Genomic DNA, 21,647 nt, shown 5'->3' on the forward strand with positions numbered 1-21,647 from the left:
CGCCATGCTCCAAACCGTTTTCACCTGGATCTGGCTGGCCAGCGGCGTGCTGCTGATGATCAGCGTGTTGCTGCACAGCCCCAAGGGCGATGGTATGGGCGGGCTTGCCTCCAGCGGCAGCTCCATGTTCAGCAGCGCCCGTAGTGCTGAAGCCACCCTCAACCGCATCACCTGGACCCTGCTGGCCGTGTTCCTGGGTCTGGCCACCGCCCTGAGCGCCGGTTGGTTCAAGCTCTGATCGCAGCCCGGCTTTTCCGATCTCCACCTTGACGATGCCCCGCCGCACTTTCCTGGCGAGCCTCACAGCTCTGCTCAGTCCGCTGCTTGGCGGCAAAACCGCTGACGCGGCCTCTGCTGCGGCAGACCCGCAGTGGAACCTCAGCGACGCCGAATGGAAGAGCCGCCTCAGCCCCGCGGCCTACCAGGTGCTACGCCAAGAAGGCACCGAACGCCCCTTCAGCAGCCCGCTCAACAGCGAAAAACGCGCCGGCACCTTTCATTGCGCCGGCTGCGATCTTGCTCTGTTCAGCTCCAAAGCCAAATACGACAGCGGCACCGGCTGGCCCAGCTTCTGGCAGCCCCTGCCCAAGGCGATCGGCACCAAGGTGGATTTCAAGCTGATCGTGCCGCGCACTGAATACCACTGCAGCCGCTGCGGAGGGCACCAAGGACACGTGTTCGGCGACGGCCCCAAACCCACTGGCAAGCGCTACTGCAACAACGGCGTGGCGTTGACCTTTAAACCCAACACCTGAGGATTCGTTGTTGGTGGGTGGATCAGAACAGCTGCGGGGAGCCAACGCGCTCGGCGTAGGCCTCTTCGCCGTGTTCTGCCACATCAACACCCAGGTTTTCGGCATCTTCGCTGACCCGGAACTGAACGCCGAGAGCACGCAGAACTCCCGCAATCAAGAAGGTTCCGATCGCCGCCAGGCCGTAAGCCACCAGCACCGCCTGCAGCTGACCCAGCACCAGGGCGCCGCGGCCCTGTTCGGCTAAGACCTGACCCGCAGGGTGGGAGGAGATCAATTCAGCGTTGGCGAACAAACCCGTAAGCAGAGCCCCGGCGGTGCCGCCCACACCATGCACCGCGTAGGTATCGAGGGAATCATCGAAGCGCAGCTTCACCTTGAGCTGCACTGACCCGTAGCAGAGCACTGCGGTGATGGCGCCAATCGCCATGGCCGAGCCAATGGTCACAAAACCAGCGGCAGGGGTCACACCCACTAAACCGGCCACCGCACCCGTGGCCATGCCCACGGCGGTGGGCTTGCCGTCACGCCAGGTTTCCATCAACGACCAGGCCACCAGACCAGCCGCGGCAGCCACGTGGGTTGTGGTGAAGGGAATCTCCGCGCCACCAACAGCCAGCTGGCTGCCGCCGTTGAAGCCGAACCAACCAAACCAGAGCAACCCGGTACCCAGCAGGATCTGGGTCACGTCATGGGGAGGACGGACCGCTTTGGGCCACTGGCGACGCGCACCGATCAGGCCCGCCAAGACCAATGCGGTCACGCCTGAGCTGATGTGCACCACCGTGCCACCCGCAAAATCGAGGTCTTTGCCCAGGACACCACCACCCCAGACCATGTGGGCCAGCGGGGAATAGACCAGCAGCAGCCAGATCGGCGTGAACAGGCACCAGAAGCGGAAGCTGATTCGCTCGACCAGGGCGCCGGAAATGAGGGCCGGCGTGATGATCGCGAACATGCCCTGGAACAGAGCAAAGGTCAGGCCGGGAACCGCCAGACCATCCCAAACCTCAGGCAGACGCTCGAGCAAGGCAAAGGTGAAGGGGTTACCCACCACCGCCTGGGCCGCACCGCCATCGGCGAAGGCCAGGCTGAAGCCAAAGCTGGCCCAGACCAAGGTGGCGATGCCCATCATCACGAAGCTCATCACCATCGTGTTGAGCACGTTGCGCCCCTGAACAAAGCCGCCGTAGAAGAAGGCCAGGCCAGGGGTCATCAACAGAACCATCGCCGCTGAGATCAGCAGCAAGGTGTTGTCGGAGCTGGAGAGCGCTGCTTCAGCGGCTTGGGCGGGGAGGAAAGCACCCGCCAGCAACTGGACCGCCGGCACAGTCACAGCAGCAATCAGCAATCTGCGCTGTCGCGAAAGAAACGGCACGCGAACTCATTCGGTGATGACAGATACCGTTCCAGACAACCCAGACGACGGACTGTTCGCTCTGAACATTTTCTAGCGAACCGCGGCTAGACGTTCATCGTCCTTAGGCCTCCACCTCGTCCAGTCTTTGATGAAGGCGTCGACGATGCGCTGGAACTGGGTACCGACTCCAACAGCGCTCGAACCGAGGCATGAAAAAAGCCCCCGCCGGAGCGGGGGCTAAAGATCGATCGACGAAAAGCGATCAGTAGTCGAAGTCGCCGCCCATGCCGCCGCCGGCAGGAGCTGCTTCCTTCTTCTCGGGCATGTCAGCCACGATGCACTCGGTGGTCAGCACCATGCCGGCGATGGAGGCGGCATTTTGCAGACCGGAGCGGGTCACCTTGGCGGGGTCCACGATGCCGGCAGCCAGCATGTCGACGTACTCGCCGGTGGCGGCGTTGTAGCCCTCGCTGAAGGGCTTGTTCTTCACGTGCTCGGCCACCACGGAGCCGTTCACACCAGCGTTCTCAGCGATGCGCTTGAGGGGAGCGGTGAGGGCGGACGCCACGATGGTGGCGCCGATCAGCTCTTCGCCGGAGAGGTTGGAGGCCGCCCACTGCTCGAGGGCAGGAGCCAGGTGGGCCAGGGTGGTGCCACCACCAGGAACGATGCCTTCTTCAACGGCCGCCTTGGTGGCGTTGATGGCGTCTTCCAGGCGCAGCTTCTTGTCCTTCATCTCGGTCTCGGTGGCGGCACCCACCTTGACCACGGCCACACCGCCGCTCAGCTTGGCCAGACGCTCCTGCAGCTTCTCCTTGTCATAGGAGGAGTCGGTTTCGTCCATCTGCTTGCGGATCTGCTCGCAGCGGGCCTTCACAGCCACCTCGTTGCCTTCGGCCACGATGGTGGTGGTGTCCTTGTTGATGGTGATGCGACGGGCGGTGCCCAGCATCTCCAGCTTGGCGTTCTCGAGCTTGAGGCCGGCGTCCTCGGTGATCAGCTGTCCGTTGGTGAGAACGGCGATGTCCTCGAGCATGGCCTTACGGCGATCGCCGAAGCCAGGGGCCTTCACAGCGGCCACATTCAGCACACCGCGCAGGCGGTTCACCACCAGGGTGGCGAGGGCTTCCTTCTCGATGTCCTCGGCAATGATCAGCAGAGGCTTGCCGGTGCGAGCGATCTGCTCGAGCACGGGCACCAGATCCTGCACCAGGCCGATCTTCTTGTCGGTGAGGAGGATGTAGGGATCCTCGAGCACCGCTTCCATGCGCTCGGTGTCGGTGGCGAAGTAGGGCGAGATGTAGCCCTTGTCGAAGCGCATGCCCTCGGTGACCTCCAGCTCGGTGGTCATCGACTTGCCTTCCTCGAGGGAGATCACACCCTCTTTGCCGACCTTGTCCATGGCGTCGGCGATCATGCGGCCCACCTCTTCGTCGTTACCGGCGGAGATGGTGCCCACCTGGGCGATGGCGTTGGAGTCGCTGATCGGCTTGGCGTGCTCCTTGATCTTCTCGACCAGGAACTCAGCAGCCTTGTCGATGCCCTTCTTCAGGGTGATGGCGTTGGCGCCAGCGGCCACGTTGCGCAGACCGGCCTTCACCATGGCGTGAGCCAGCACGGTGGCGGTGGTGGTGCCGTCGCCGGCGGCGTCATTGGTCTTGGAGGCGGCCTGACGGATCAGGGCAACACCGGTGTTCTCGATGTGGTCTTCGAGTTCGATCTCTTTGGCGATGGTGACGCCGTCATTGATGATCTGAGGAGCGCCGAACTTCTTCTCCAGCACCACGTTGCGGCCCTTGGGACCCAGGGTCACCGCAACGGATTCGGCCAGGATGTCGATGCCTTTTTCGAGGGCGCGGCGGGCCTGCTCGTTGTAAATGATGCGCTTAGCCATGGAAGGCGGTTCTCGCTGAGAAAACGGTTAGGGGAAAAACGAAGCGACTGAGACAGATCTCAGTTGACGACAGCCAGGATGTCCTTCTCGGAGAGCAGCACGTACTCGTCGCTGCCGAGCTTGATGTCGGTACCGGCGTACTTGCTGTAAAGCACCTTGTCGCCAACGCTCACCTCAGGGGTCTGACGGGAGCCGTCGTCGTTGCGCTTGCCGGGGCCGACCTGCACCACTTCGCCCACCTGGGGCTTTTCCTTGGCGGTGTCAGGCAGAAGGATGCCGCCGGCGGTCTTTTCCTCGGACTCGGAGACCTTGATGAAAATGCGATCGCCGAGGGGCTTGACGGTGGAAACGCTGAGAGAAACAGCAGCCATGGATGGAATGCAATGAAAATGGCGAAACCATTGGCATGGCGCCAAAGACGCTGCCAGGGTCGCGGCGCCGAAGCGCCTCTGGAGACGAGTTAGCACTCGCCATCCGTGAGTGCCAAGCTATGGGGGCAGCAGGCCGCGGTTCAAGCACTCACCGGGGCGGTTGACCGAACAGCGCCTGTCGCTCTACCGAACCAAGCGGTGGGGATGGCCCGCAGTGGTAAGGTTGCGCCGCTTCGGAGCGGGTCTGAGCCCGCTGCGCGTCCCCAGCGACTTCTCCCATAAATGGCTGCTGCTACTGCCACCGGCACCAAAGGCATCATCCGGCAGGTGATCGGCCCGGTGATCGACGTTGAATTCCCGGCCGGCAAGCTGCCCAAGATCTATAACGCCCTCCGCGTGACGGGCAAAAACTCAGCCGGTCAGGACGTAGCCCTGACCGCTGAGGTGCAACAGCTCCTGGGCGACCACCGCGTGCGCGCCGTGGCCATGAGCAGCACCGACGGCCTTGTGCGCGGCATGGAAGCCATGGACACCGGTGCTTCCATCTCCGTGCCCGTCGGCGAAGCCACCCTCGGCCGCATCTTCAACGTGCTCGGCGAGCCCGTGGATGAGCAGGGTCCGGTGAGCACCACTACCACCGCTCCTATCCACCGCGAAGCTCCCAAGCTGACCGACCTCGAAACCAAGCCCAAGGTGTTCGAGACCGGCATCAAGGTGATCGACCTGCTGGCTCCCTACCGCCAGGGCGGCAAGGTGGGCCTGTTCGGTGGTGCCGGCGTGGGCAAGACCGTGCTGATCCAGGAACTGATCAACAACATCGCCAAAGAGCACGGCGGTGTGTCTGTGTTCGCTGGCGTGGGTGAGCGCACCCGTGAAGGCAACGACCTCTACGAGGAATTCAAGGAATCGGGCGTGATCAACCCCGACGACCTCTCCAAGTCGAAGGTGGCCCTCTGCTACGGCCAGATGAACGAGCCCCCCGGCGCCCGGATGCGCGTGGGTCTCTCGGCTCTCACCATGGCTGAGCACTTCCGCGACGTGAACAAGCAGGACGTGCTGCTGTTCGTGGACAACATCTTCCGCTTCGTGCAGGCCGGTTCTGAGGTTTCGGCTCTGCTGGGCCGCATGCCTTCGGCTGTGGGCTACCAGCCCACCCTGGGTACCGACGTGGGTGCTCTGCAGGAGCGCATCACCTCCACCCTCGAGGGTTCGATCACCTCGATCCAGGCCGTCTACGTGCCTGCGGACGACCTGACCGACCCCGCACCAGCCACCACCTTCGCCCACCTGGACGCCACCACCGTGCTCAGCCGCGGCCTGGCTTCCAAGGGCATCTACCCCGCTGTGGATCCCCTGGATTCCACCAGCACCATGCTCCAGCCCGCCGTTGTGGGCGACGAGCACTACCGCACCGCCCGTGCTGTGCAGTCCACCCTGCAGCGCTACAAAGAGCTCCAGGACATCATCGCGATTCTGGGTCTCGACGAACTGTCTGAAGACGACCGCCGGACCGTAGACCGCGCCCGCAAGATCGAGAAGTTCCTCTCCCAGCCCTTCTTCGTGGCTGAGATCTTCACCGGCATGCCCGGTAAGTATGTGAAGCTCGAAGACACCATTGCCGGCTTCAACATGATCCTGGCTGGTGAGCTCGACCAACTCCCCGAAGCTGCCTTCTACCTGGTGGGCAACATCGACGAAGTGAAGGCCAAGGCCGCCAAGATCCAAGCCGAAGCCAAAGGCTGATCCGGAGACCTAAACCATGTCTCTCACCCTTCGCGTTCTGGCACCTGATCAGAGCGTCTTCGACGGCAACGCCGACGAAGTGATCCTGCCCAGTACCACTGGTCAGCTCGGCATTCTTCCGGGTCACGTCTCCCTGCTCACCGCCCTTGATTTCGGTGTGCTGCGGGTGCGAGAGGGCAATGGCTGGAAGGCCATTGCCCTCCAAGGCGGCTTCGCTGAAGTGGATGCCGATGAAGTCACCGTGTTGGTGAACGCTGCCGAGCTCGGCAGCACCATCAACGCTGAGGCCGCCAGCAAAGAGCTGGATGCCGCGACCGCTGCGGTGGCCAAGTTCGAAGGCCAGCCCACCAGCACAGACAAGATCAAGGCCCAACAGGAATTGGCCCGTGCCCGCGCCCGCGTGCAGGCCACCAAGGCTTGATCTCCTGTCCGATCCGATGATCGACGGCGCCCCCAACGGGGCGCTTTTTTGTTTGTTGCCTGCGGATTCACGCCAATGGGTGTCGGCCACGACCTGGGAGAGCAGCTGCGCCAATGGCTGGCAGCCGACCCCAACGGCCTGCGCCAATCGCGGGCCCTCAGCAACCGCCTAATGGATGCCCTGGGGGCCAATGAAGGCCTGCGGGGCCCCGTACGCGATCTCGCCAGCCAGCCCCTACTGCTGCAGCTGCTCCATAGCCAGGGCGCCCAGCAGCAATCAGCGCTGGCCAGTCTCACCGCCCAGCTACGGGTCACCTATGCGCCGGCGGTGCTGGAGGAACTGCTCGATCTGCTGCACGCCGCGATCGGCCAGGTTTCACCCGCCGACCACAATCCGCCGACTGACGAAGCGGCTGCGCCTGCCCCTGAGCCGCCGCCTCAAGAGGCCGCGCCACGGGCCTCGCGTGAACGCATGCTCAACCTGAAGCTGGAGCTTGAACGGTTTGGGCCTGGCTTAGCCCTCGGGGCGGCCGGAGCCCTGGTGTTCGCCTGGGCCGCAGCTGAACTGGATCGCGCCCTGTTCGATGGCTGGGGCTGGAGCGGCGGGGTGGTGCTGGTGCTGGTGCTAGGCCTGCTGCAGGCCCTCAGCCTGGGCCCGCTGAAAAGGCTGAAACGGTACTGGCCGCTGGCCAGCCAGGAGGCCTCACAGCCGCGGCAGGCCTGGCAATGGCTGAGCCAGGCCTGGATTCACGCCAATGGTCTGGAGGCCGGCCTCAACCTGATCCTGCTGTTGATCCTGTTGGGCGATTCGCCGCTGCCCTTAGGCGATGTGGTTTTGCGCTACTGCCTCACGACCCTGGCCTGCCTGGCCCTGGCGGCGCTATGCGCGACGCGCTGGCGCATCACCCGCCTGTGGAGCGGTGCCTCCGGTGCCATCAGCGCCTTGATCGCCCTGGCGGCGGGGCTGAGCCTGTTACACTGGCGGGTGTTTCGCTTCAGCAGCGGAGGGTTGGAGATCCCCGCCTGGGTGCTGCTGTTGGTCTACGGAGCACTGCAACTGGGCTGGCAGCTGCCCCGTCAGAACCCCGATGAGCGCAGCACGGCGCTGGAGCGGATCTTGAGCAGCTCCTGGGGCTGGGGCTTGCTGCTGGGGCTGGGCTGGGCGGTGGTCACCCGGATCCGCGAACTGCTGTAGCGGCCTGCTGCATGTAGCGCCCCCACAACTCCGCCACCAAACCACCACTGGCCGCCTGGGCCGGGGTGTTGTCGTCGTTGCCCATCCAGATGGCGGTGAGCAACTGGCTCGACGGTGAATAGCCCACAAACAGCACATCCACGCCGTTGTTGGTGGTGCCGGTCTTGCCACGGGCATCGGGCACAAGGCCAGCGGCCCGCCCGGTACCGCCCTGCACCACTCCCGCCAGGAGTTGATCCATGGCGGCGGCGAGCTCCGGCGAGAGCAGCTGGCGGCTCTGCTCCCCGATGGGCACGGTGACACCCCGCTCCGGACATTGCTCAAGGCTCTTGATCGAACCGCAGATGCCCAGGTCGTAGATGCGGCTCACGCCGTGCATCGGCACGGAACGCCCCCCATTGGCCACCACCGCATAGGCGCGGGCCAGCTCATAGAGGTAGGTTTCGCGGCCGCCGAGAATGGTGTTGTAGTCGGCATCCAGCGGGGTGGAGAGGCCCAGGCGGCGGGCCAGCTTCAGCACATTGCCCAGGCCGGCGCGCTCCGCCAGGCGCAGGGCCACCACGTTTTCAGAGCGCGCAAACCCTTCCGCCACGCTGGTGCGGCCACCGCCACTGCGGCAGCCGGCCACATAGGCCAAGGGGGCACAGGAGATGGAATCCGCGGGATTCACCCCAGCCGCCAGGGCCGCAAGAACGGGAAAGAGTTTGAAGGTGGAGCCGGGCTGGCGGAGGGCCTGCACCCGATCAAAGCTGGAGCGGCTGTAATCGCCGCCACCCACGTAGGCCAGGATGTCGCCGGTTTCGGTGTTCACCGTGATCAAGGCCCCCTGGCTGAGCCCAACGGCAGCCGCCGGCCCCTCCAGGAAGCGCTTGAGCTGATCCTGCGCGAGCTGCTGCAGCTTGGGATTAATCGTGCTCACCACCGCGTAATTGCCAGCGGCGTTTTCACTGCTGAGATCGAGGCCGAAGCGGGTGCCCTCCAGCTCACCCAGCACGTAATCGCTGAAAAAGGGGTAGCTGCTGAAGGTGGATTCGCGGCAGGCGGAGGGGTCGATGTTGAGCGGTCGCCGCTGGGCATCGATCAGGGCCTGATCCGTGAGCCAGCCCTGCTCGTGCATCAGCTTGAGCACCAGATTGCGCCGCTCCAGGCCCGCCCCGGGATCGTCGGTGTTGCAGGGGCTGTAGCCATTCGGGCTGGGCAACAGTCCCACCAGAAACGCCGCCTGGCCCACGTCGAGATCACTGGCCGACTTGCGGAAATAGAGCTGTGAGGCCTGCTCAAATCCCTCCGTGCCCAAGCCCAGATAGGCGCGATCGAGGTAGAGCTTGAGGATGCGGTTTTTGCTGAAACCCACCTCCAGCTGCAGCGCCACCCACAGCTCCCGCAGCTTGCGGGTAAGGCTCAGATCGCGGCCCACCTCCGGATAGACCATCCGGGCCACCTGCTGGGTGAGACCACTGCCACCCCCGGTGCCCAGCAGGGCAGAGCGCAGGGTGCCGAACAGGTCGATGCCGCTGTTCCACCCGAAGCGCGCTTCCTCAGAGGCCATCAAGGCCTGGCGCAGATGCAGGGGGTAGGCCTGCAGCGAGGGCAAGGCAGTGGAAGAGCCCTCCTTGGCATCGATCTGGCGGCCATCGGCCGAGAAGATCTTCACCGGCCCGGAGATGGAGCGGATCTTCGAGCCGCCGCCGATGCTGGCGGCCACGAGCATGCCGCTCACCAGCAGGCTGGAACCGGCCAAGGCCGCCAACCCCACCAGCAGCACCGCCTGCTCCAGTGGGCTGCGGGGATGGCGATAACGCAGCTCGGGCGCTTCGCCCTTCAGTGGTGAACCCAGCCGCACAGCATCGCCATCGCGCAGCTGGATCCAACGGATGCGGCGGTCGCGGTGGAACAGGCCGTTGGCGGAATTGAAATCCTCGAGAGCAAACTCGCGATCGCTCGGGCTCTGCTTCTCGAGGATGGCGTGCACCCGGCTCAGGCCAGGCTCCGCCAATGGGAGTTCGCAGGCGGGATCGCGCCCCAGGCGATAGCGCTGGTTCTCGAGCACCAGCTCGCTCAGCTTGCGGCCACCGGCCCAGAGCTCCACGCTGGCTTGATGGGCCCGCAACAACGGCCACACCTGGGCGATGGCCGCCGGACGCTCACGCCAGGGGCCTTGGACGGCAGCCCGCGCCAACGCCACCCAGGCGCGACGCACCGGCGTGGGCGCCAAACGCTCCTTCAACGAAGCCAGTTGCGATGGGGTGGCCAGGCGGGTGTTGCAGCCCGGCCATAGGCTACGGCCAGCCTTCGAGCCGATCGTTGCAGCGTCAACGGGACCCCTGGGAACCCTTCCGGCTGTGGCTGGCGTTCACGATCGGGCTGTACGCGATCCGGGCCTTCTTCGCCGCCACCTGGGTGGGGGCCATCCCGGGCTGGGTGCTGTTGGTGCTGGTGCTGATCGCCTTGGCCCTGGCCAGCAAAGCGCTGCTGTTCCCCGGGCGCGTGGTGCCCTATCGCGCTGGCGATGGCGGCTGGTGGAACGACCTTCGCGATGACTGGCAGCTGTGGTGGCGCCGCCGGCGGGGGGAGCCATGAGCAGCGCATCCCCGCGCCTGGTGCTGGCGGCCGATCGCCGCAAGGTGGCCCCACTGGATCCTGCGGAGCCCCTCACCATCGGCCGCGCGGCCAGCAACCGCCTCTGCCTGGCCAACCAAGAGGGCGTATCCGATCACCATGCGGTGGTGCGCTTCTCGCGTAGCCAGGGCTGGCTGGTGTGCAACTGGCAGAGCAGCGACGGCACCTTCCTAGAAGGGCGCCAGGTGCATCAATGCCGGCGGCTCGAGAACGGCGATGAAATCCGGCTGGGGCGCAGCGGGCCGGTGCTGGTGTTTGAGGCGGAGCCGGCCACACCAGCTCCGAGCGCACCGAGCAGCCAGGCGCGGGCAGCGGCTCCAACACCACCACGCAGCATCAGCGTGGGTGAGCAACAGCTGGCCGTAGCCGAGATCCGCTCCGCAGCGGTGCAGAGCCTGCCGCTGCATCCGCACATCTTCAGCTGGTGGCTGCTGGTCTGCTTGGGCGGGCTGCTGCTGTTGCCCTTTCCGCTGTTGTTCTGGCCGCTCCAGATCAGTGCCATAGCAGCGTGGATCCTGCTGGGGTCGCGCAAACAGCATCAGCTGGTGCTGGTGCTCCGCGATGGCCGCGCGGTGCGCCATGGCTTTGCCAATCGCCGCACGGCGCTGGCCCACCGCAATGGCATCCGCCAGGCGATCGGGCAGGACCTGGCGCCCGCATGAGCTGGTTATTGCCTGAGGGCACCAGCCTGCCCTTTGCCGGTTTGGAGCAGCCACTGCTGATTGAGCGGGGGCTCGGAGGAGGCAGCCAAGGCCAGGTGTTTGCCGTGCAGCTGGGGGGTGAACGGCTCGCGCTCAAGTGGTATTTCCCCGCCTGCATCGCCAGGGATCCACAGCTGCGGCAGCGGCTGCAGCAGAGCATCCGGCTGGGGGCACCCAACGGCGATTTCCTCTGGCCCCTGGCGCTGCTGGAGCCCAGCGCCGGCAGCCTGGCCGCCTTTCCCGCCGCGGCCGGGGGCTTCGGGTATCTGATGGGTCTGCGGCCCGAGGACTTTGTGGGGGCCCATCGCCACGCCGGGGGCGACCTCGAGATCAGCCTCCACACCGTGCTCAAGGCCTGCTTCCACCTGGCGGAAGCCTTCCACCAGCTGCATCTCAAAGGCCTCTGTTACAAGGACGTGTCGCTGGGAAATCTGTTCCTGGAGCCGAGCAGCGGCCGAATCCTGATCTGCGACAACGACAACGTGGATGTGGATGGCCAGAGCAGCAGCAGCGTGCTCGGCACCCCCGGCTTCATGGCACCCGAGGTGCTGCTCGGGCAGGCCAAACCAAGCGCCCGCAGCGATCTGTTTTCGCTGGCGGTGCTGCTGTTTCGCCTGCTCACCCGCCACGACCCCTTCCGCGGCCAGCTGGAACTGGCGATCCGCTGCCTGGATGAACCCGCCCGACGGCGCCTCTACGGCGAGGAGGCCTTGTTCATCTTTGACCCCAACGACAGCAGCAACCGGCCAGACTCGATCGAGCACAGCGCCGCCCTGATCACCTGGCCGATTTATCCGGCCAGCCTGCAACGCCTGTTTGTGCAGAGCTTCGGAGCGGGCCTGCGCCAGAGCGATCAACGCACCCTCACGGGCCAGTGGAAGCAGGCGATCAGCCAATGCCTCGATCAGCGCCAGCTCTGCAGCCATTGCGGCCAGGAAACCTTCCCTGCTCCTGAAACCACGGGTGCCTGCTGGAGCTGCGGCACTCCCCTGTCAGCGCCGCTGCGGCTGCAGCTGCCCCATGGTGTGGTGAGCGCCACCGCCGGCAACGAACTGCAGCCCCATCACTTCGATCCCCTGGTGGGAGAAGCGATCGACGCCCCGCTAGCGCGGCTGGTGGCCCACCCAAGCGACCCCAACCTGCTCGGCCTGCAGAACCTGAGCAGCAGCCGCTGGCAGGGCCGCACCACCGGCGGTCAAAGCCTTGAGCTCGACCCTGGCAAAACCTGTAATCTCGCGGCCCTGCAGCAGCTCGACAGCAGCGCCGGACCCATCCTGGTGCTGCGCCCTTAAGCCATGCCCTTCCCCAACGTTCGGCTCAGCAACCGGCCGCTGCACTTCATCTACCTCTGCGATTGCTCCGGCTCCATGGCGGCCCAGGGGAAGATGCAGGCCCTCAACCAGGCCATCCGCCAATCACTGCCCGGCATGGCGGAGGTGGCGCGCGAGAACCCTGAAGCACGGGTGCTCGTGCGCGCCGTGCGCTTTGCCGATCAGGCAGCGTGGCACCTGGCGGAACCCACGCCCGTGCAGCAACTGCAATGGCGTGACCTGGAGGCCGGCGGCATCACGGCCATGGGCGAGGCCCTTCATCTGGTGGCGGAGGCACTGCAGTCGCCGCCGATGGAGGAGCGGGCCCTCCCGCCGGTGCTGGTGCTGATCTCCGATGGCCAGCCCACCGATGATTTCGAAGCCGGCCTTGACAACCTGATGCGCAGGCCCTGGGCCCAGAAAGCGGTGCGCCTGGCCATCGCCATGGGGCACGACGCCGACCTGGAGGTGCTGCAGCAATTCATCGGCCCCGAACCCACAGGGCGGGGCAAATCACCACGGCGGCCGCTGCAAGCCAGCAATGCCACCACCCTGGCCCAATACATCCAGTGGGCCTCCACCGCCGTGGTGGGCGCGGCCTCGATGCCAGCCAGCCGCGTGGACGCCGCACCACAGGATGCCGGCAACATCCCCCTGCCGGATCTGCCCCCCACCCTGCTCGACCCCAGCGACGACGTGGGGCCCCTGGTGTGGTGAGCCCGCGCTGGCAGCAGCTGCGGGCCTGCAGCGTGATCGGTGCGGCCCACCGGCGCCAAGACAAGCCCTGCCAGGACACCAGCCTGAGTGCAACGCTGCCGGCCGCCGGCGGCAACCTGCAGCTGCTGGTGGTGGCCGATGGCCACGGGAGCGCGCGCTATCGCCTCAGCCACCGGGGCAGCGCCCTGGCCTGCCAGGTGACGCAGGAAGCGGTGCAAACCTGGCTGGCCTGCACCCCCCTTTCACAGCCGGAGCGCTGGCGAGACCTGCTGACGCAGGAACTGCCGGCCAGCATCCAGCAACGCTGGCTCGAGGCCATCGCAGCCGACTGGCAGACCCAACCGGAGGCCAGCCAGGAGGCCTTCTCTCCGCTCACTTATGGCACCACCCTCGGGCTGGTGCTGCTGGCGCCGCAGTGGTGGGGCTGCGCCGGCGTGGGCGATTGGGATCTGGCCGGCGTGGATGTGGAGGGCCAGGCGGTGCTGCTCAGCGAAGAACGCGAGCACAGCGGCAGCGAAGCCACCGGCAGCCTGTGCCAACCGCCCGAACAACAGGGCTGGCCTATGCGCGCCCAGCTGCAGCGTCTGGAGCAGCCCACTGAGCTACGGGCCCTGCTGCTCAGCACCGATGGGGTGCGCAAATCCTGCGCCACCGACGCCGACTATCTGCAGCTCTGCGCCGAACTGGTGAACCTGCGCGATCCCCAGGAACTGGAACAGGGGCTCAACCACATCACCGAGTGCGGCAGCGGGGATGACGTGTCGATCGCCATGGCGCTGCAGGCTGATGGGCCCGCGAAGCGGCGGGCATGGCTCAAGCCACGCGCCGGCTTGGGAGTGCTGCTGCTGGCCGCTGGCCTGGGGCTGGGCGCCTGGCTGATGGTGCACCGAGAGACGCCACTGCAGGCGCAGGCCCGCGAGCTCTGCGACAACCCAGAGCAGATTCCCGCCAACCTCAACCAGCGCCGTGGCCAATTCCAGGCACTGCTGCACAACCCCCAGCTGTCTACGCAACTGCAGCAGCAGGCCAGCACCGATCCCCTGGGCGCGTTGATCGCCAGCAGCCAAGAGGGAACGATCGCCGGCTGCGCCGCCCTCAACGCAGAACTGAGCCGGCAGTGGCAGCGGGCCCGCACGCCAACCGCACCGGCAAACGGCAAGATGCCCCCAGCTGCAGCGCCCGGCGCGGCGCCTGGGAAACCGTGAACGATTACGCGCTCGGAACCACGCTGCGCCGCCAGATCCTCAGCGATCTGGAGCGGGGCCTGCCCCTGGATGGACGCCGGCTGCAGGCCCTGGTGGGGGATTTCTGCGGCCAGAGCCAACTAGCCCTGCTGCCGGCCCTTAAGTATTTGGTGCTCTCGCCCGGCTTCAGCAACGCCGCCGGCCAGCAACCACCCCTGCCCGCTGATACCCGTCTGCAACTGCGGCTCCAGCAGGAACTAAACGAGGTCTTCGCCGCGGCGATCAGCGCCCGCATGGATGCAGTGCTACGCGGGCTATTGGGCCTGCCCAACACCACTCCGGCGCCGACCAGCGCCTCGCCCGAACCCGAGTTCCGATCCACGCCCGAAGCGATCGATGTCGATGAGGAGGAGGAAGAAGAGCTAGCGCCGGCCCCCACCAGCAGCGGGAGCCGCGGACTGGTGGCCGTGTTGAGCTTCATGGCCGGCGTGCTGGTGGTGGGTGTCGGCGGTGGCTTGGCCTGGCTGTTGCTCCAGACCAGCCTGCCCAGCGGTGGGCCACTCAGCACAGAGCGGCCGCGCCTGCCCGGCGAACTGGTGAGCCCCACTCCGGACGCCACCCCCACGGAGGCCCCGCCAGCCCCTGATCTGAGCGCCAACACGAGCGATGCCGCCACCGCCCAGGCGATCGCCAGCGTGGAGCAGCTCTACAACGACCTCTCGCTGGGGAACATCCAGGCCGCCCGCCAGCGCTTCAGTGGTGAAGCCGCCGATCAATTTGACCCGGCCTTCTTCCGCCAGTTTCAGCGGGTGAGCGTGGACAACCTGCGGGAGCTCAGACGCGACGGCAGCTTGATCACCCTGGAAGGACTGGTGACCTTCGTGTACCCCGACGGCACCAGCCAGAGCGAATCGCGCCAGTTCACGGTGGAAACCGCCACCGAGCCAGCCCTGATCACCGGCAGCAGCTTCGGCCAGGTGACCCGCGGCCGGCAGTAACGCCAAGGCCCCGTGCCCAATCGCCAAGCAACAAAAAAGCCCCCTTGCGGGGGCAAGTGAACAGCAACGATGCCGCGATGATCAGGCGGTACCGCAGAAGGTGACATCGGGGAACTTGAGCTTGGCTTCCTCGAGGCTCTTGCCCTTGCCTTCTTCCTGCCAGTAGTTGATCACCTCGGTGGCCTTGTTGAGGATTTCAACGCGCTCGTTATCGGTGATCCAGCTCTTGCCCTCGAGCTCGGTCTTGAGGGTTTCCCAGGCGTCCTCACGGGGCCAGAAGAAGTAAGAGGTGAGGGGGCTGGGGCCGCCACCCACGATCTGGTCAACAGCCAGGGCCACGTTGTCGGGCAGCCACAGGATCTTCACCAGGAAACGACCCTCATCCGCCTTCGGGGTGCGGCCGGAGGGAACGCCGTTCTCATCAATGGTGGCGGAGGCCAGAACAGCACTGGCACCACTCAGCACGGGACGGCCTTCGGTGGTGTCCTTCGCGGGAACCTCAGCGGCGGCTGTCGCCACGGCGCTTTCAGCGCTCTCTGTGCTCATGGTGTCAGCGCTCAAGGCTTAATCACAAACAACTAACCTACCAGCCGCTGTTGCCAGACCTCTGAGTCCACGCGCCGTTCTGCTGTTCGACATCGACGGTGTGATCCGGGATGTGGGCGGCAGTTACCGGCGAGCGATTGTGGAAACGGTGCAGCACTACAGCGGTGTGCGGCCCGAGCCTTCCGCCATCGATGCGCTGAAGGCCGAAGGCTGTTGGAACAACGACTGGGAAGCCTCCCTCGAGCTACTGCGCCGGGGTGGTCTGGCGCAGCTACCGGCGTTTGAGGCGCTGGTGGAGGTGTTCAACGGCTTCTATTTCGGCGGCGACCCCGAGGGGGATCCGGGCGCCTGGCAGGGCTTCATCGGCAGTGAGCCCCTGCTGGTGGAGCGCAACTTCTTTGACGACCTAAGCGCAGCCGGCGTGGCCTGGGGCTTTGTGAGCGGCGCCGAACCGCCCTCCGCCCGGTTCGTGCTGGAGCAGCGCCTGGGCTTAAGCCGCCCGCCGCTGATCGCCATGGGCGATGCGCCCGATAAACCGGATCCCACCGGCTTCCTGCACCTGGCAAGCAACCTGGTCGGCAGCCTGGGTGCCTCGGCGGCGCCCGTGGCGTATCTGGGCGACACCGTGGCCGACGTCCTCACCGTGCAGCGCGCCCGCCAGGTGCAACCCGAGCAGCGCTTCTTGAGCCTGGCGGTGGCACCGCCCCACCTGCACAGCCCCGAAGCCGGCGAGCGCCGCGGCCGCTACGAGGCCCAGCTGCGGGAGGCTGGCGCCGATGCCGTGATTCCCAACACCACAGCAGTGCTGGCGGCCCTGGAGCAAGCGCTCAGCTAGCGCTCCATCGCTGCCGGTGCCTTCAGCGCCGAAGCCGTGAGGTTCTCGTGGCCGTGATCGGTCACGGCCACGTCGTCTTCGATGCGGATACCGATGCCCTTCCAGCGCTCCTCGATCGCGGGTTGCCCCTCCGGCACCGGCAGGCGATCACTCACATAGAGGCCAGGCTCCACGGTGAGCACCATCCCCGGCTCAAGTGCCACGTGGTGCTCGCCGAGGCGGTAGGCGCCCACGTCGTGCACGTCGAGACCGAGCCAGTGACCGGTGCGGTGCATATAGAGGTGGCGGAAGGCTCCCCGCTCAATGATTCCGTCGATCTCACCGGCCAGAAGGCCCAGATCGACAAGGCCCTCAACCAGCACCCGCACAGCCGTGTCGTGCACAGCTTCAGCGGTTTGCCCAGGTGCAACAGCGACCACAGCCGCCTCCTGGGCCGCGAGCACCAGCTCATAGAGGGCGCGCTGTTCACCACTGAACCGGCCGTTGATCGGGAAGGTGCGGGTGATGTCTCCGTTGTAGTAGTCGTTCAGGGAGCAACCGGCATCGATCAGGAGCAGATCGCCGTCACGCAGCTCGGCGTTGTTGGCGGTGTAGTGCAGCACGCAGGCGTTATCGCCGCCGGCGACGATCGAGTTGTAGGCCGCGCCGCGGGCGCCCTGCTCCAGGAAGTGCTGCTCGATCACCGCCTGCACCTGGCGCTCGTTCAGCCCCGGCCGCACCACCTGGCGGGCCAGCTCATGGGCCTCCGCCGAGATCCGAGCCGCCTCGCGCATGCGAGCTAGCTCCTCGGGGCTCTTGCGCAGCCGCAGCCCATGCAGCAGCGGGCAGGGGGCCACGAGCCCGAGGGCGGCAGCACCGCTGCGGGGGGCACGATCCAGCTGCCCGGCCCAGGCCTGCAGCACCAGCGGCTCCACCGCCGCATGCTTGCCCACGCGGAACGCAATGCCCTCGGCTCCGCTCAAATACTCCGGTAGGCGCTGGGCCAGCTCGCTGCGGGGATGAGCCAGGTCGGCACCGAACTGCTGCACCGCTCCCTCACAGCCCCAGCGGAAGCCGTTCCACACCTCGGCGCTGGGTTCTTTGGGGTTCACGAACAGCACATAGCGCTCCCCCTCCGGCCTGTGCGGCAGGAACAACGCCACCGCATCGGGCTCATCGAAGCCAGTGAGATACCAAAAATCGCTGTTCTGGCGGAACGGCCACTCGCAATCCGCGTGATGCGTCACCAACGGGGCCGCAGGGATCACTGCAGCGGCTCCGCCCAGGGCCTGGAAGAAACGGGCGCGGCGCTCGGCGTACACGGCTGGGCTGATCAGCATGGAAGCGAGCGGGGCTGAGCGCGACGATGGCACAACCGCTTCAATGCATGGCGTTACCACCGCCGCCCTTGCGTTCTCCCTCCACCGCCGAGCGCTGCGAGCTGCTCCTGGGCGAGTGGCGCAGCGGGCTGCGGCTGAGCGACCGGGAGCGCAGCGCCCTGGGACCGGAACTGCAGGCGCTGGATCAACAACTGCTGGCTTTGAAACAGCGGCGCCTGCGGGTCGCCGTGTTCGGCCGGGTGGGGGTGGGTAAATCCAGCCTGCTCAATGCGCTGCTGGAGGAGGAGGCCTTCGCCACCGATGTGGCCCATGGCTGCACCCGCAGCCAACAGCGGCGCCCCTGGAGCGTGCGCATCCCCGGGCTCACCGGCGTGGACTTGGTGGATACCCCCGGCATCGATGAGATTGCCGCCAAAGCGCGGCAGCGGCTGGCGGCACGGGTGGCCGTGGGGGCCGACCTGGTGCTGCTGGTGCTCGACAGCGACCTCACCACCCCGGAAGCCCAAGCCCTGGAACAGCTGCTCAGCGCCGGCAAACCGGTGCTGCTGGTGCTCAACCGCATCGATTGCTGGCCGGAGAGCGAGCGCGAGGCCTTGATCAGCAGCATCCGCCGCCGCTTGCCTCCGGGCCACCGTGATCTGGAGTTGTTGGCGGTGGCCTCGGCGCCGCGGCAAGCGGTGGTGTTGGCCGATGGCCGTGTGCGCAGCGAACCGATGCCGCCCCAGGTGGCACCCCTGCGATGGGCTCTGCTCGAGCTGCTCAGCCAGCACGGTGCGCTGCTGCTGGGCCTCAACGGCCTGAGGGCGGCGGATCGCTTCGCCCAGCGCTTGCACCACTGGCGGCTGCGCCGCGGCAAGGAAAGCGCCCAGGCGCTGATCGGCCGCTACGCCGCCCTCAAAGCCACCGGTGTGGCGGCCAATCCACTGCTGCTGCTGGATCTCGCCGGCGGCATCGCCCTCGACACCGCCCTGGTGGTGCAACTCTGTGAGCTCTACGGGCTGGAGCTGGGGGGCGGCGGCGCCCGCGCCCTGCTCACGCGGCTGTCAGCCCAGAACGCGCTGCTGGGCGGCACACAGCTCGGCATCCAGCTCCTGCTGGGGGGCCTGCGGCAGGTGCTGCTGCTGGCAGCTCCCCTCAGCGGTGGCCTCAGCCTGGCGCCAGCGGCTCCGGTGGCCTTAGCCCAAGCGGCACTGGCGGTGCACACCACCCGGCTCACCGGCCGCCTGGCCGCCGCCGAACTGCTGCGCAGCGCCGAACGGGGACGGCTGCGCCCCGCCTCGCTGCTGCGGCGACTGGCCCACCAAGACCCCCAGGCCCGGGCCTGGCTGCAGCAATGGCAGCAGCAAAGCAGCCGGCCGGCAGCCCTGAAGCCGCTGCTGCCATGAGTGCAAAGCCCGCCCTGGCCCTGCTCGGCACCAGCGCCGATCCCCCCACCGAAGGCCACCGGGCGTTGCTGGAGGGTTTAGCGGAGCACTACGGCCAGGTTGCAACCTGGGCCAGCGACAACCCGTTCAAGCAACACGGTGCACCGCTGGAGCTACGGGCGCAGCTGCTCGGCGCCTTGGTGGAGGCCATCGGAGATCCCCGCATCCAGCACGTTCAAGAGCTCAGCAACCCGCGGGCGTTGATCACCCTCGAGCGGGCATCCGAGCGCTGGCCGGAGCAGGAGCTGGTGTTTGTGGTGGGGGGTGATCTGGCGGGGCAGGTACCGAGCTGGTGGAAGGCCGCTGAGCTGCTGCAGCACTGCAGGCTGGCGGTGGTGCCGCGGCAGGGGTTTGCCCTGGATCCAGCGGCGCTGGAGGCGATCCGCAGCCTGGGCGGCCAGCCGGAGCTGCTGAACCTGCCGGTTCCCGCCACGGCCAGCTCAGTGATCCGCCGCCATCCCAGCCCGGAGCAGGTGCCGGCTGCGCTTTGGGCGGAACTGGTTCGTCACAATCTCTATGGCCTGGGGCAGCAGCCCTCCCGCACGCCCCGCTAACCGATGCGCCTTGCCCTTGCCCAGATCAATCCGCTGGTGGGCGATCTGGCCGGCAATGGCGCCCAGCTGCTGAAAGCCTGCCAAGCCGCAGCCGCCCAGGGCGCCGATCTGGTGGTGGCGCCGGAGCTGGCCCTCTGGGGCTATCCGCCCCGCGACCTGCTGCTGCGACCGGCCCTGCACCAACAGCAGCAGCACACGCTCGATCACCTCGCTGCCGATCTTCCTGAAGGGCTGGCGCTGCTCCTGGGGGTGAGCGAACCCGCCGGCGACGGCCAGCAGCCCGATCTGTTCAACAGCGCTGCGCTGGTGGTGCGCGGTGGCTGGCGGATCGTGGCGCGCAAACGGCTACTGCCCAGCTACGACGTATTCGACGAGCGGCGCTATTTCCGCCCCGCCGATGAGCCCTGCCTGCTGGAGCTCGAGCGCGGCGGCCGTCACTGGCGCCTTGGCCTCTCCATCTGCGAAGACCTCTGGGTGGAGGAGGAGCTGCACCCGCAGCGGCTGCTGGGCGCCGACCCCGTGGCGGAGTTGCAGGCACTGGGGCCCGATCTGCTGATCAACCTCTCGGCCTCACCCTTTGGTGACGGCAAAGCGCAGCTGCGGCGCGAGCTGGCGGCGGCGGCGGCGCGGCGCCTGCACTGCCCGGTGGTGTACGTGAACCAGGTGGGCGGTAACGACGAACTGGTGTTCGACGGCGGCAGCTTCGTGACAACCGCCCATGGCGAAGTGGCCTGTCAGCTGGCCTTCGCCAAGACCGACCTGGGCGTGTGGGACAGCACCTGCGGTTCCCCGAGCGCCGGCCGAGCAGCAGGTGCCGTCCTGCCGAAACCCGACGAGCTGCTGCTGCGCACCCTGGTGCTGGGAGTGCGCGATTACGCGCGCAAATGCGGCTTCCGGAAAGCACTGCTGGGGCTCAGCGGTGGCATCGATTCAGCCCTGGTGGCGGTGATCGCCGCCGCCGCCTTGGGCCCCGACAACGTGCAGGCCCTGCTGATGCCTTCCCCCTGGAGCTCGGCGGGATCCATCAACGACTCCCTGGCGCTCGCCGATCGGCTCGGGATGGCGACCCACACCGTGGCGATTGAAGCCCTGATGACGAGCTTCGACGCCGCACTGACGCCCCCCCTGGGCGGCGCACCCGCCGGCCTCACCGCTGAAAACCTGCAGTCGCGCATTCGCGGAACGCTGCTGATGGCCGTTGCCAACCAACAGGGCCAGTTGCTGCTCACCACGGGGAATAAATCAGAGCTGGCCGTTGGCTACTGCACCCTCTACGGCGACATGAACGGCGGCCTGGCCGTGATCGGCGACCTCTACAAAACCGGCGTGTTCCGCCTCTGCGCCTGGCTGGATTCAGAGGCAGCAGCGACCTGCCGCCAGGAGATGGGCCTCCCCACCCATGGAGAGCTGGTGGGTCGGGCAATCCGCGACAAACCACCGAGTGCTGAATTGCGGCCCGATCAACAAGACAGCGATTCGCTACCCGATTACGCCGTGCTCGACCCGCTGCTCCAGGCCCTTCTGGAGCAGCATCAAAGCCCGGAAGAGCTCGTGGCTACCGGCGTGGATCGGGCCCTGGCCGATCGCGTGATGCAGCTGCTGCGCCGCGCCGAATTCAAACGTCGCCAAGCACCGCCGGTGCTCAAGCTCGGCCAACGCTCCTTCGGCAGCGGCTGGCGGATGCCGATCGCGGCGGCCTGATCGT

21 protein-coding genes are annotated in these 21,647 nt (G+C 66.8%); 15 read left to right on the forward strand and 6 right to left on the reverse strand.

The annotated features are described in order from the left end of the window. Positions 1 to 4: 4 nt before the first annotated feature. Complete coding sequence (gene secG, locus CB0101_RS06705) at positions 5 to 238, forward strand: preprotein translocase subunit SecG (protein WP_010310871.1); 234 nt, start codon at positions 5 to 7, stop codon at positions 236 to 238. Between the two features lie 34 nt (positions 239 to 272). Next, the gene (msrB, locus tag CB0101_RS06710) at positions 273 to 755 is read left to right on the forward strand and encodes a peptide-methionine (R)-S-oxide reductase MsrB (RefSeq protein ID WP_010310874.1); all 483 of its coding nucleotides are present in this window, start codon (positions 273 to 275) and stop codon (positions 753 to 755) included. Between the two features lie 22 nt (positions 756 to 777). On the opposite strand, the gene CB0101_RS06715 is transcribed toward msrB, so the two are convergent. From CB0101_RS06715 to groES, 3 genes are all read right to left on the reverse strand, one after another. Continuing rightward, complete coding sequence (locus CB0101_RS06715; RefSeq protein ID WP_010310876.1) at positions 778 to 2,082, reverse strand: ammonium transporter; 1,305 nt, start codon at positions 2,080 to 2,082, stop codon at positions 778 to 780. A 292-nt stretch (positions 2,083 to 2,374) separates the two neighbouring features. Beyond that, a complete protein-coding gene (groL, locus tag CB0101_RS06720; protein WP_010310877.1) occupies positions 2,375 to 4,006 on the reverse strand; it encodes a chaperonin GroEL in 1,632 nt (543 codons plus the stop codon). Between the two features lie 59 nt (positions 4,007 to 4,065). Further along, entirely contained in the window at positions 4,066 to 4,377 is a 312-nt protein-coding gene (gene groES, locus CB0101_RS06725) for a co-chaperone GroES (protein WP_010310879.1), read from the reverse strand. 282 nt (positions 4,378 to 4,659) lie between these two features. Here groES and atpD point away from each other — a divergent pair, with 282 nt between their 5' ends. The 3 genes from atpD (at position 4,660) to CB0101_RS06740 (ending at position 7,735) form a co-directional block, all read left to right on the forward strand. Then, positions 4,660 to 6,120 (forward strand): F0F1 ATP synthase subunit beta, encoded by a 1,461-nt coding sequence (gene atpD / locus CB0101_RS06730; RefSeq protein ID WP_010310881.1) that lies wholly within the window; start codon positions 4,660 to 4,662, stop codon positions 6,118 to 6,120. Positions 6,121 to 6,136: 16 nt separating this feature from the next. Beyond that, positions 6,137 to 6,541: an ATP synthase F1 subunit epsilon gene (gene atpC, locus CB0101_RS06735; RefSeq protein WP_010310883.1), complete on the forward strand. Its 405-nt coding sequence runs from the start codon at positions 6,137 to 6,139 to the stop codon at positions 6,539 to 6,541. A 75-nt stretch (positions 6,542 to 6,616) separates the two neighbouring features. Then, on the forward strand, positions 6,617 to 7,735 hold the full coding sequence (locus CB0101_RS06740; RefSeq protein WP_010310885.1) for a rhomboid family intramembrane serine protease: 1,119 nt from the start codon (positions 6,617 to 6,619) through the stop codon (positions 7,733 to 7,735). Here the strand turns inward: CB0101_RS06740 and CB0101_RS06745 are convergent. Next, positions 7,710 to 9,962: a transglycosylase domain-containing protein gene (locus CB0101_RS06745; RefSeq protein WP_136644022.1), complete on the reverse strand. Its 2,253-nt coding sequence runs from the start codon at positions 9,960 to 9,962 to the stop codon at positions 7,710 to 7,712. The two genes, CB0101_RS06740 and CB0101_RS06745, sit on opposite strands and share 26 nt — an antisense overlap. Positions 9,963 to 10,039: 77 nt before the next feature. On the opposite strand from CB0101_RS06745, the gene CB0101_RS06750 reads away from it, so the two are divergent. Genes CB0101_RS06750 through CB0101_RS06775 form a run of 6 tightly spaced genes read left to right on the forward strand, consistent with a single transcriptional unit; the run spans position 10,040 to position 15,264 of the window. Further along, a complete protein-coding gene (locus CB0101_RS06750; protein ID WP_010310891.1) occupies positions 10,040 to 10,315 on the forward strand; it encodes a hypothetical protein in 276 nt (91 codons plus the stop codon). After that, positions 10,312 to 11,016 carry an FHA domain-containing protein gene (locus CB0101_RS06755; protein WP_010310893.1) on the forward strand — a complete coding sequence of 235 codons (705 nt, stop codon included), beginning with the start codon at positions 10,312 to 10,314 and terminating at the stop codon, positions 11,014 to 11,016. The genes CB0101_RS06750 and CB0101_RS06755 overlap by 4 nt, the downstream gene beginning before the upstream one ends. Next, positions 11,013 to 12,347: a protein kinase gene (locus tag CB0101_RS06760; protein WP_010310895.1), complete on the forward strand. Its 1,335-nt coding sequence runs from the start codon at positions 11,013 to 11,015 to the stop codon at positions 12,345 to 12,347. The genes CB0101_RS06755 and CB0101_RS06760 overlap by 4 nt, the downstream gene beginning before the upstream one ends. 3 nt (positions 12,348 to 12,350) lie before the next feature. Then, positions 12,351 to 13,082, forward strand: coding sequence for a VWA domain-containing protein (locus tag CB0101_RS06765; RefSeq protein WP_010310897.1), 732 nt, complete (start codon positions 12,351 to 12,353; stop codon positions 13,080 to 13,082). Next, complete coding sequence (locus CB0101_RS06770; protein WP_168187959.1) at positions 13,079 to 14,287, forward strand: protein phosphatase 2C domain-containing protein; 1,209 nt, start codon at positions 13,079 to 13,081, stop codon at positions 14,285 to 14,287. Before CB0101_RS06765 ends, CB0101_RS06770 begins: the two co-directional genes overlap by 4 nt. Then, entirely contained in the window at positions 14,200 to 15,264 is a 1,065-nt protein-coding gene (locus tag CB0101_RS06775) for a hypothetical protein (protein WP_010310900.1), read from the forward strand. Before CB0101_RS06770 ends, CB0101_RS06775 begins: the two co-directional genes overlap by 88 nt. Positions 15,265 to 15,345: 81 nt before the next feature. Here the strand turns inward: CB0101_RS06775 and CB0101_RS06780 are convergent, their stop codons facing one another. Further along, on the reverse strand, positions 15,346 to 15,810 hold the full coding sequence (locus CB0101_RS06780; protein ID WP_371413622.1) for a 30S ribosomal protein PSRP-3: 465 nt from the start codon (positions 15,808 to 15,810) through the stop codon (positions 15,346 to 15,348). A 61-nt stretch (positions 15,811 to 15,871) separates the two neighbouring features. Here CB0101_RS06780 and CB0101_RS06785 point away from each other — a divergent pair, with 61 nt between their 5' ends. Then, entirely contained in the window at positions 15,872 to 16,645 is a 774-nt protein-coding gene (locus CB0101_RS06785; RefSeq protein ID WP_071778153.1) for a TIGR01548 family HAD-type hydrolase, read from the forward strand. Here the strand turns inward: CB0101_RS06785 and CB0101_RS06790 are convergent. Continuing rightward, positions 16,642 to 17,964: an aminopeptidase P N-terminal domain-containing protein gene (locus tag CB0101_RS06790; protein WP_010310908.1), complete on the reverse strand. Its 1,323-nt coding sequence runs from the start codon at positions 17,962 to 17,964 to the stop codon at positions 16,642 to 16,644. The two genes, CB0101_RS06785 and CB0101_RS06790, sit on opposite strands and share 4 nt — an antisense overlap. 26 nt (positions 17,965 to 17,990) lie before the next feature. Between CB0101_RS06790 and CB0101_RS06795 the strand changes: the two genes are divergently transcribed. Genes CB0101_RS06795 through CB0101_RS06805 form a run of 3 tightly spaced genes read left to right on the forward strand, consistent with a single transcriptional unit; the run spans position 17,991 to position 21,643 of the window. Beyond that, positions 17,991 to 19,349, forward strand: coding sequence for a DUF697 domain-containing protein (locus CB0101_RS06795; protein WP_246833843.1), 1,359 nt, complete (start codon positions 17,991 to 17,993; stop codon positions 19,347 to 19,349). Further along, positions 19,346 to 19,942: a nicotinate-nucleotide adenylyltransferase gene (locus CB0101_RS06800; RefSeq protein WP_029553093.1), complete on the forward strand. Its 597-nt coding sequence runs from the start codon at positions 19,346 to 19,348 to the stop codon at positions 19,940 to 19,942. The genes CB0101_RS06795 and CB0101_RS06800 overlap by 4 nt, the downstream gene beginning before the upstream one ends. Positions 19,943 to 19,945: 3 nt before the next feature. Continuing rightward, positions 19,946 to 21,643, forward strand: coding sequence for an NAD+ synthase (locus CB0101_RS06805; RefSeq protein ID WP_010310914.1), 1,698 nt, complete (start codon positions 19,946 to 19,948; stop codon positions 21,641 to 21,643). Positions 21,644 to 21,647 lie beyond the last annotated feature (4 nt).

It is taken from the genome of Synechococcus sp. CB0101 (genome assembly GCF_000179235.2).
Lineage (GTDB): Bacteria > Cyanobacteriota > Cyanobacteriia > PCC-6307 > Cyanobiaceae > Vulcanococcus.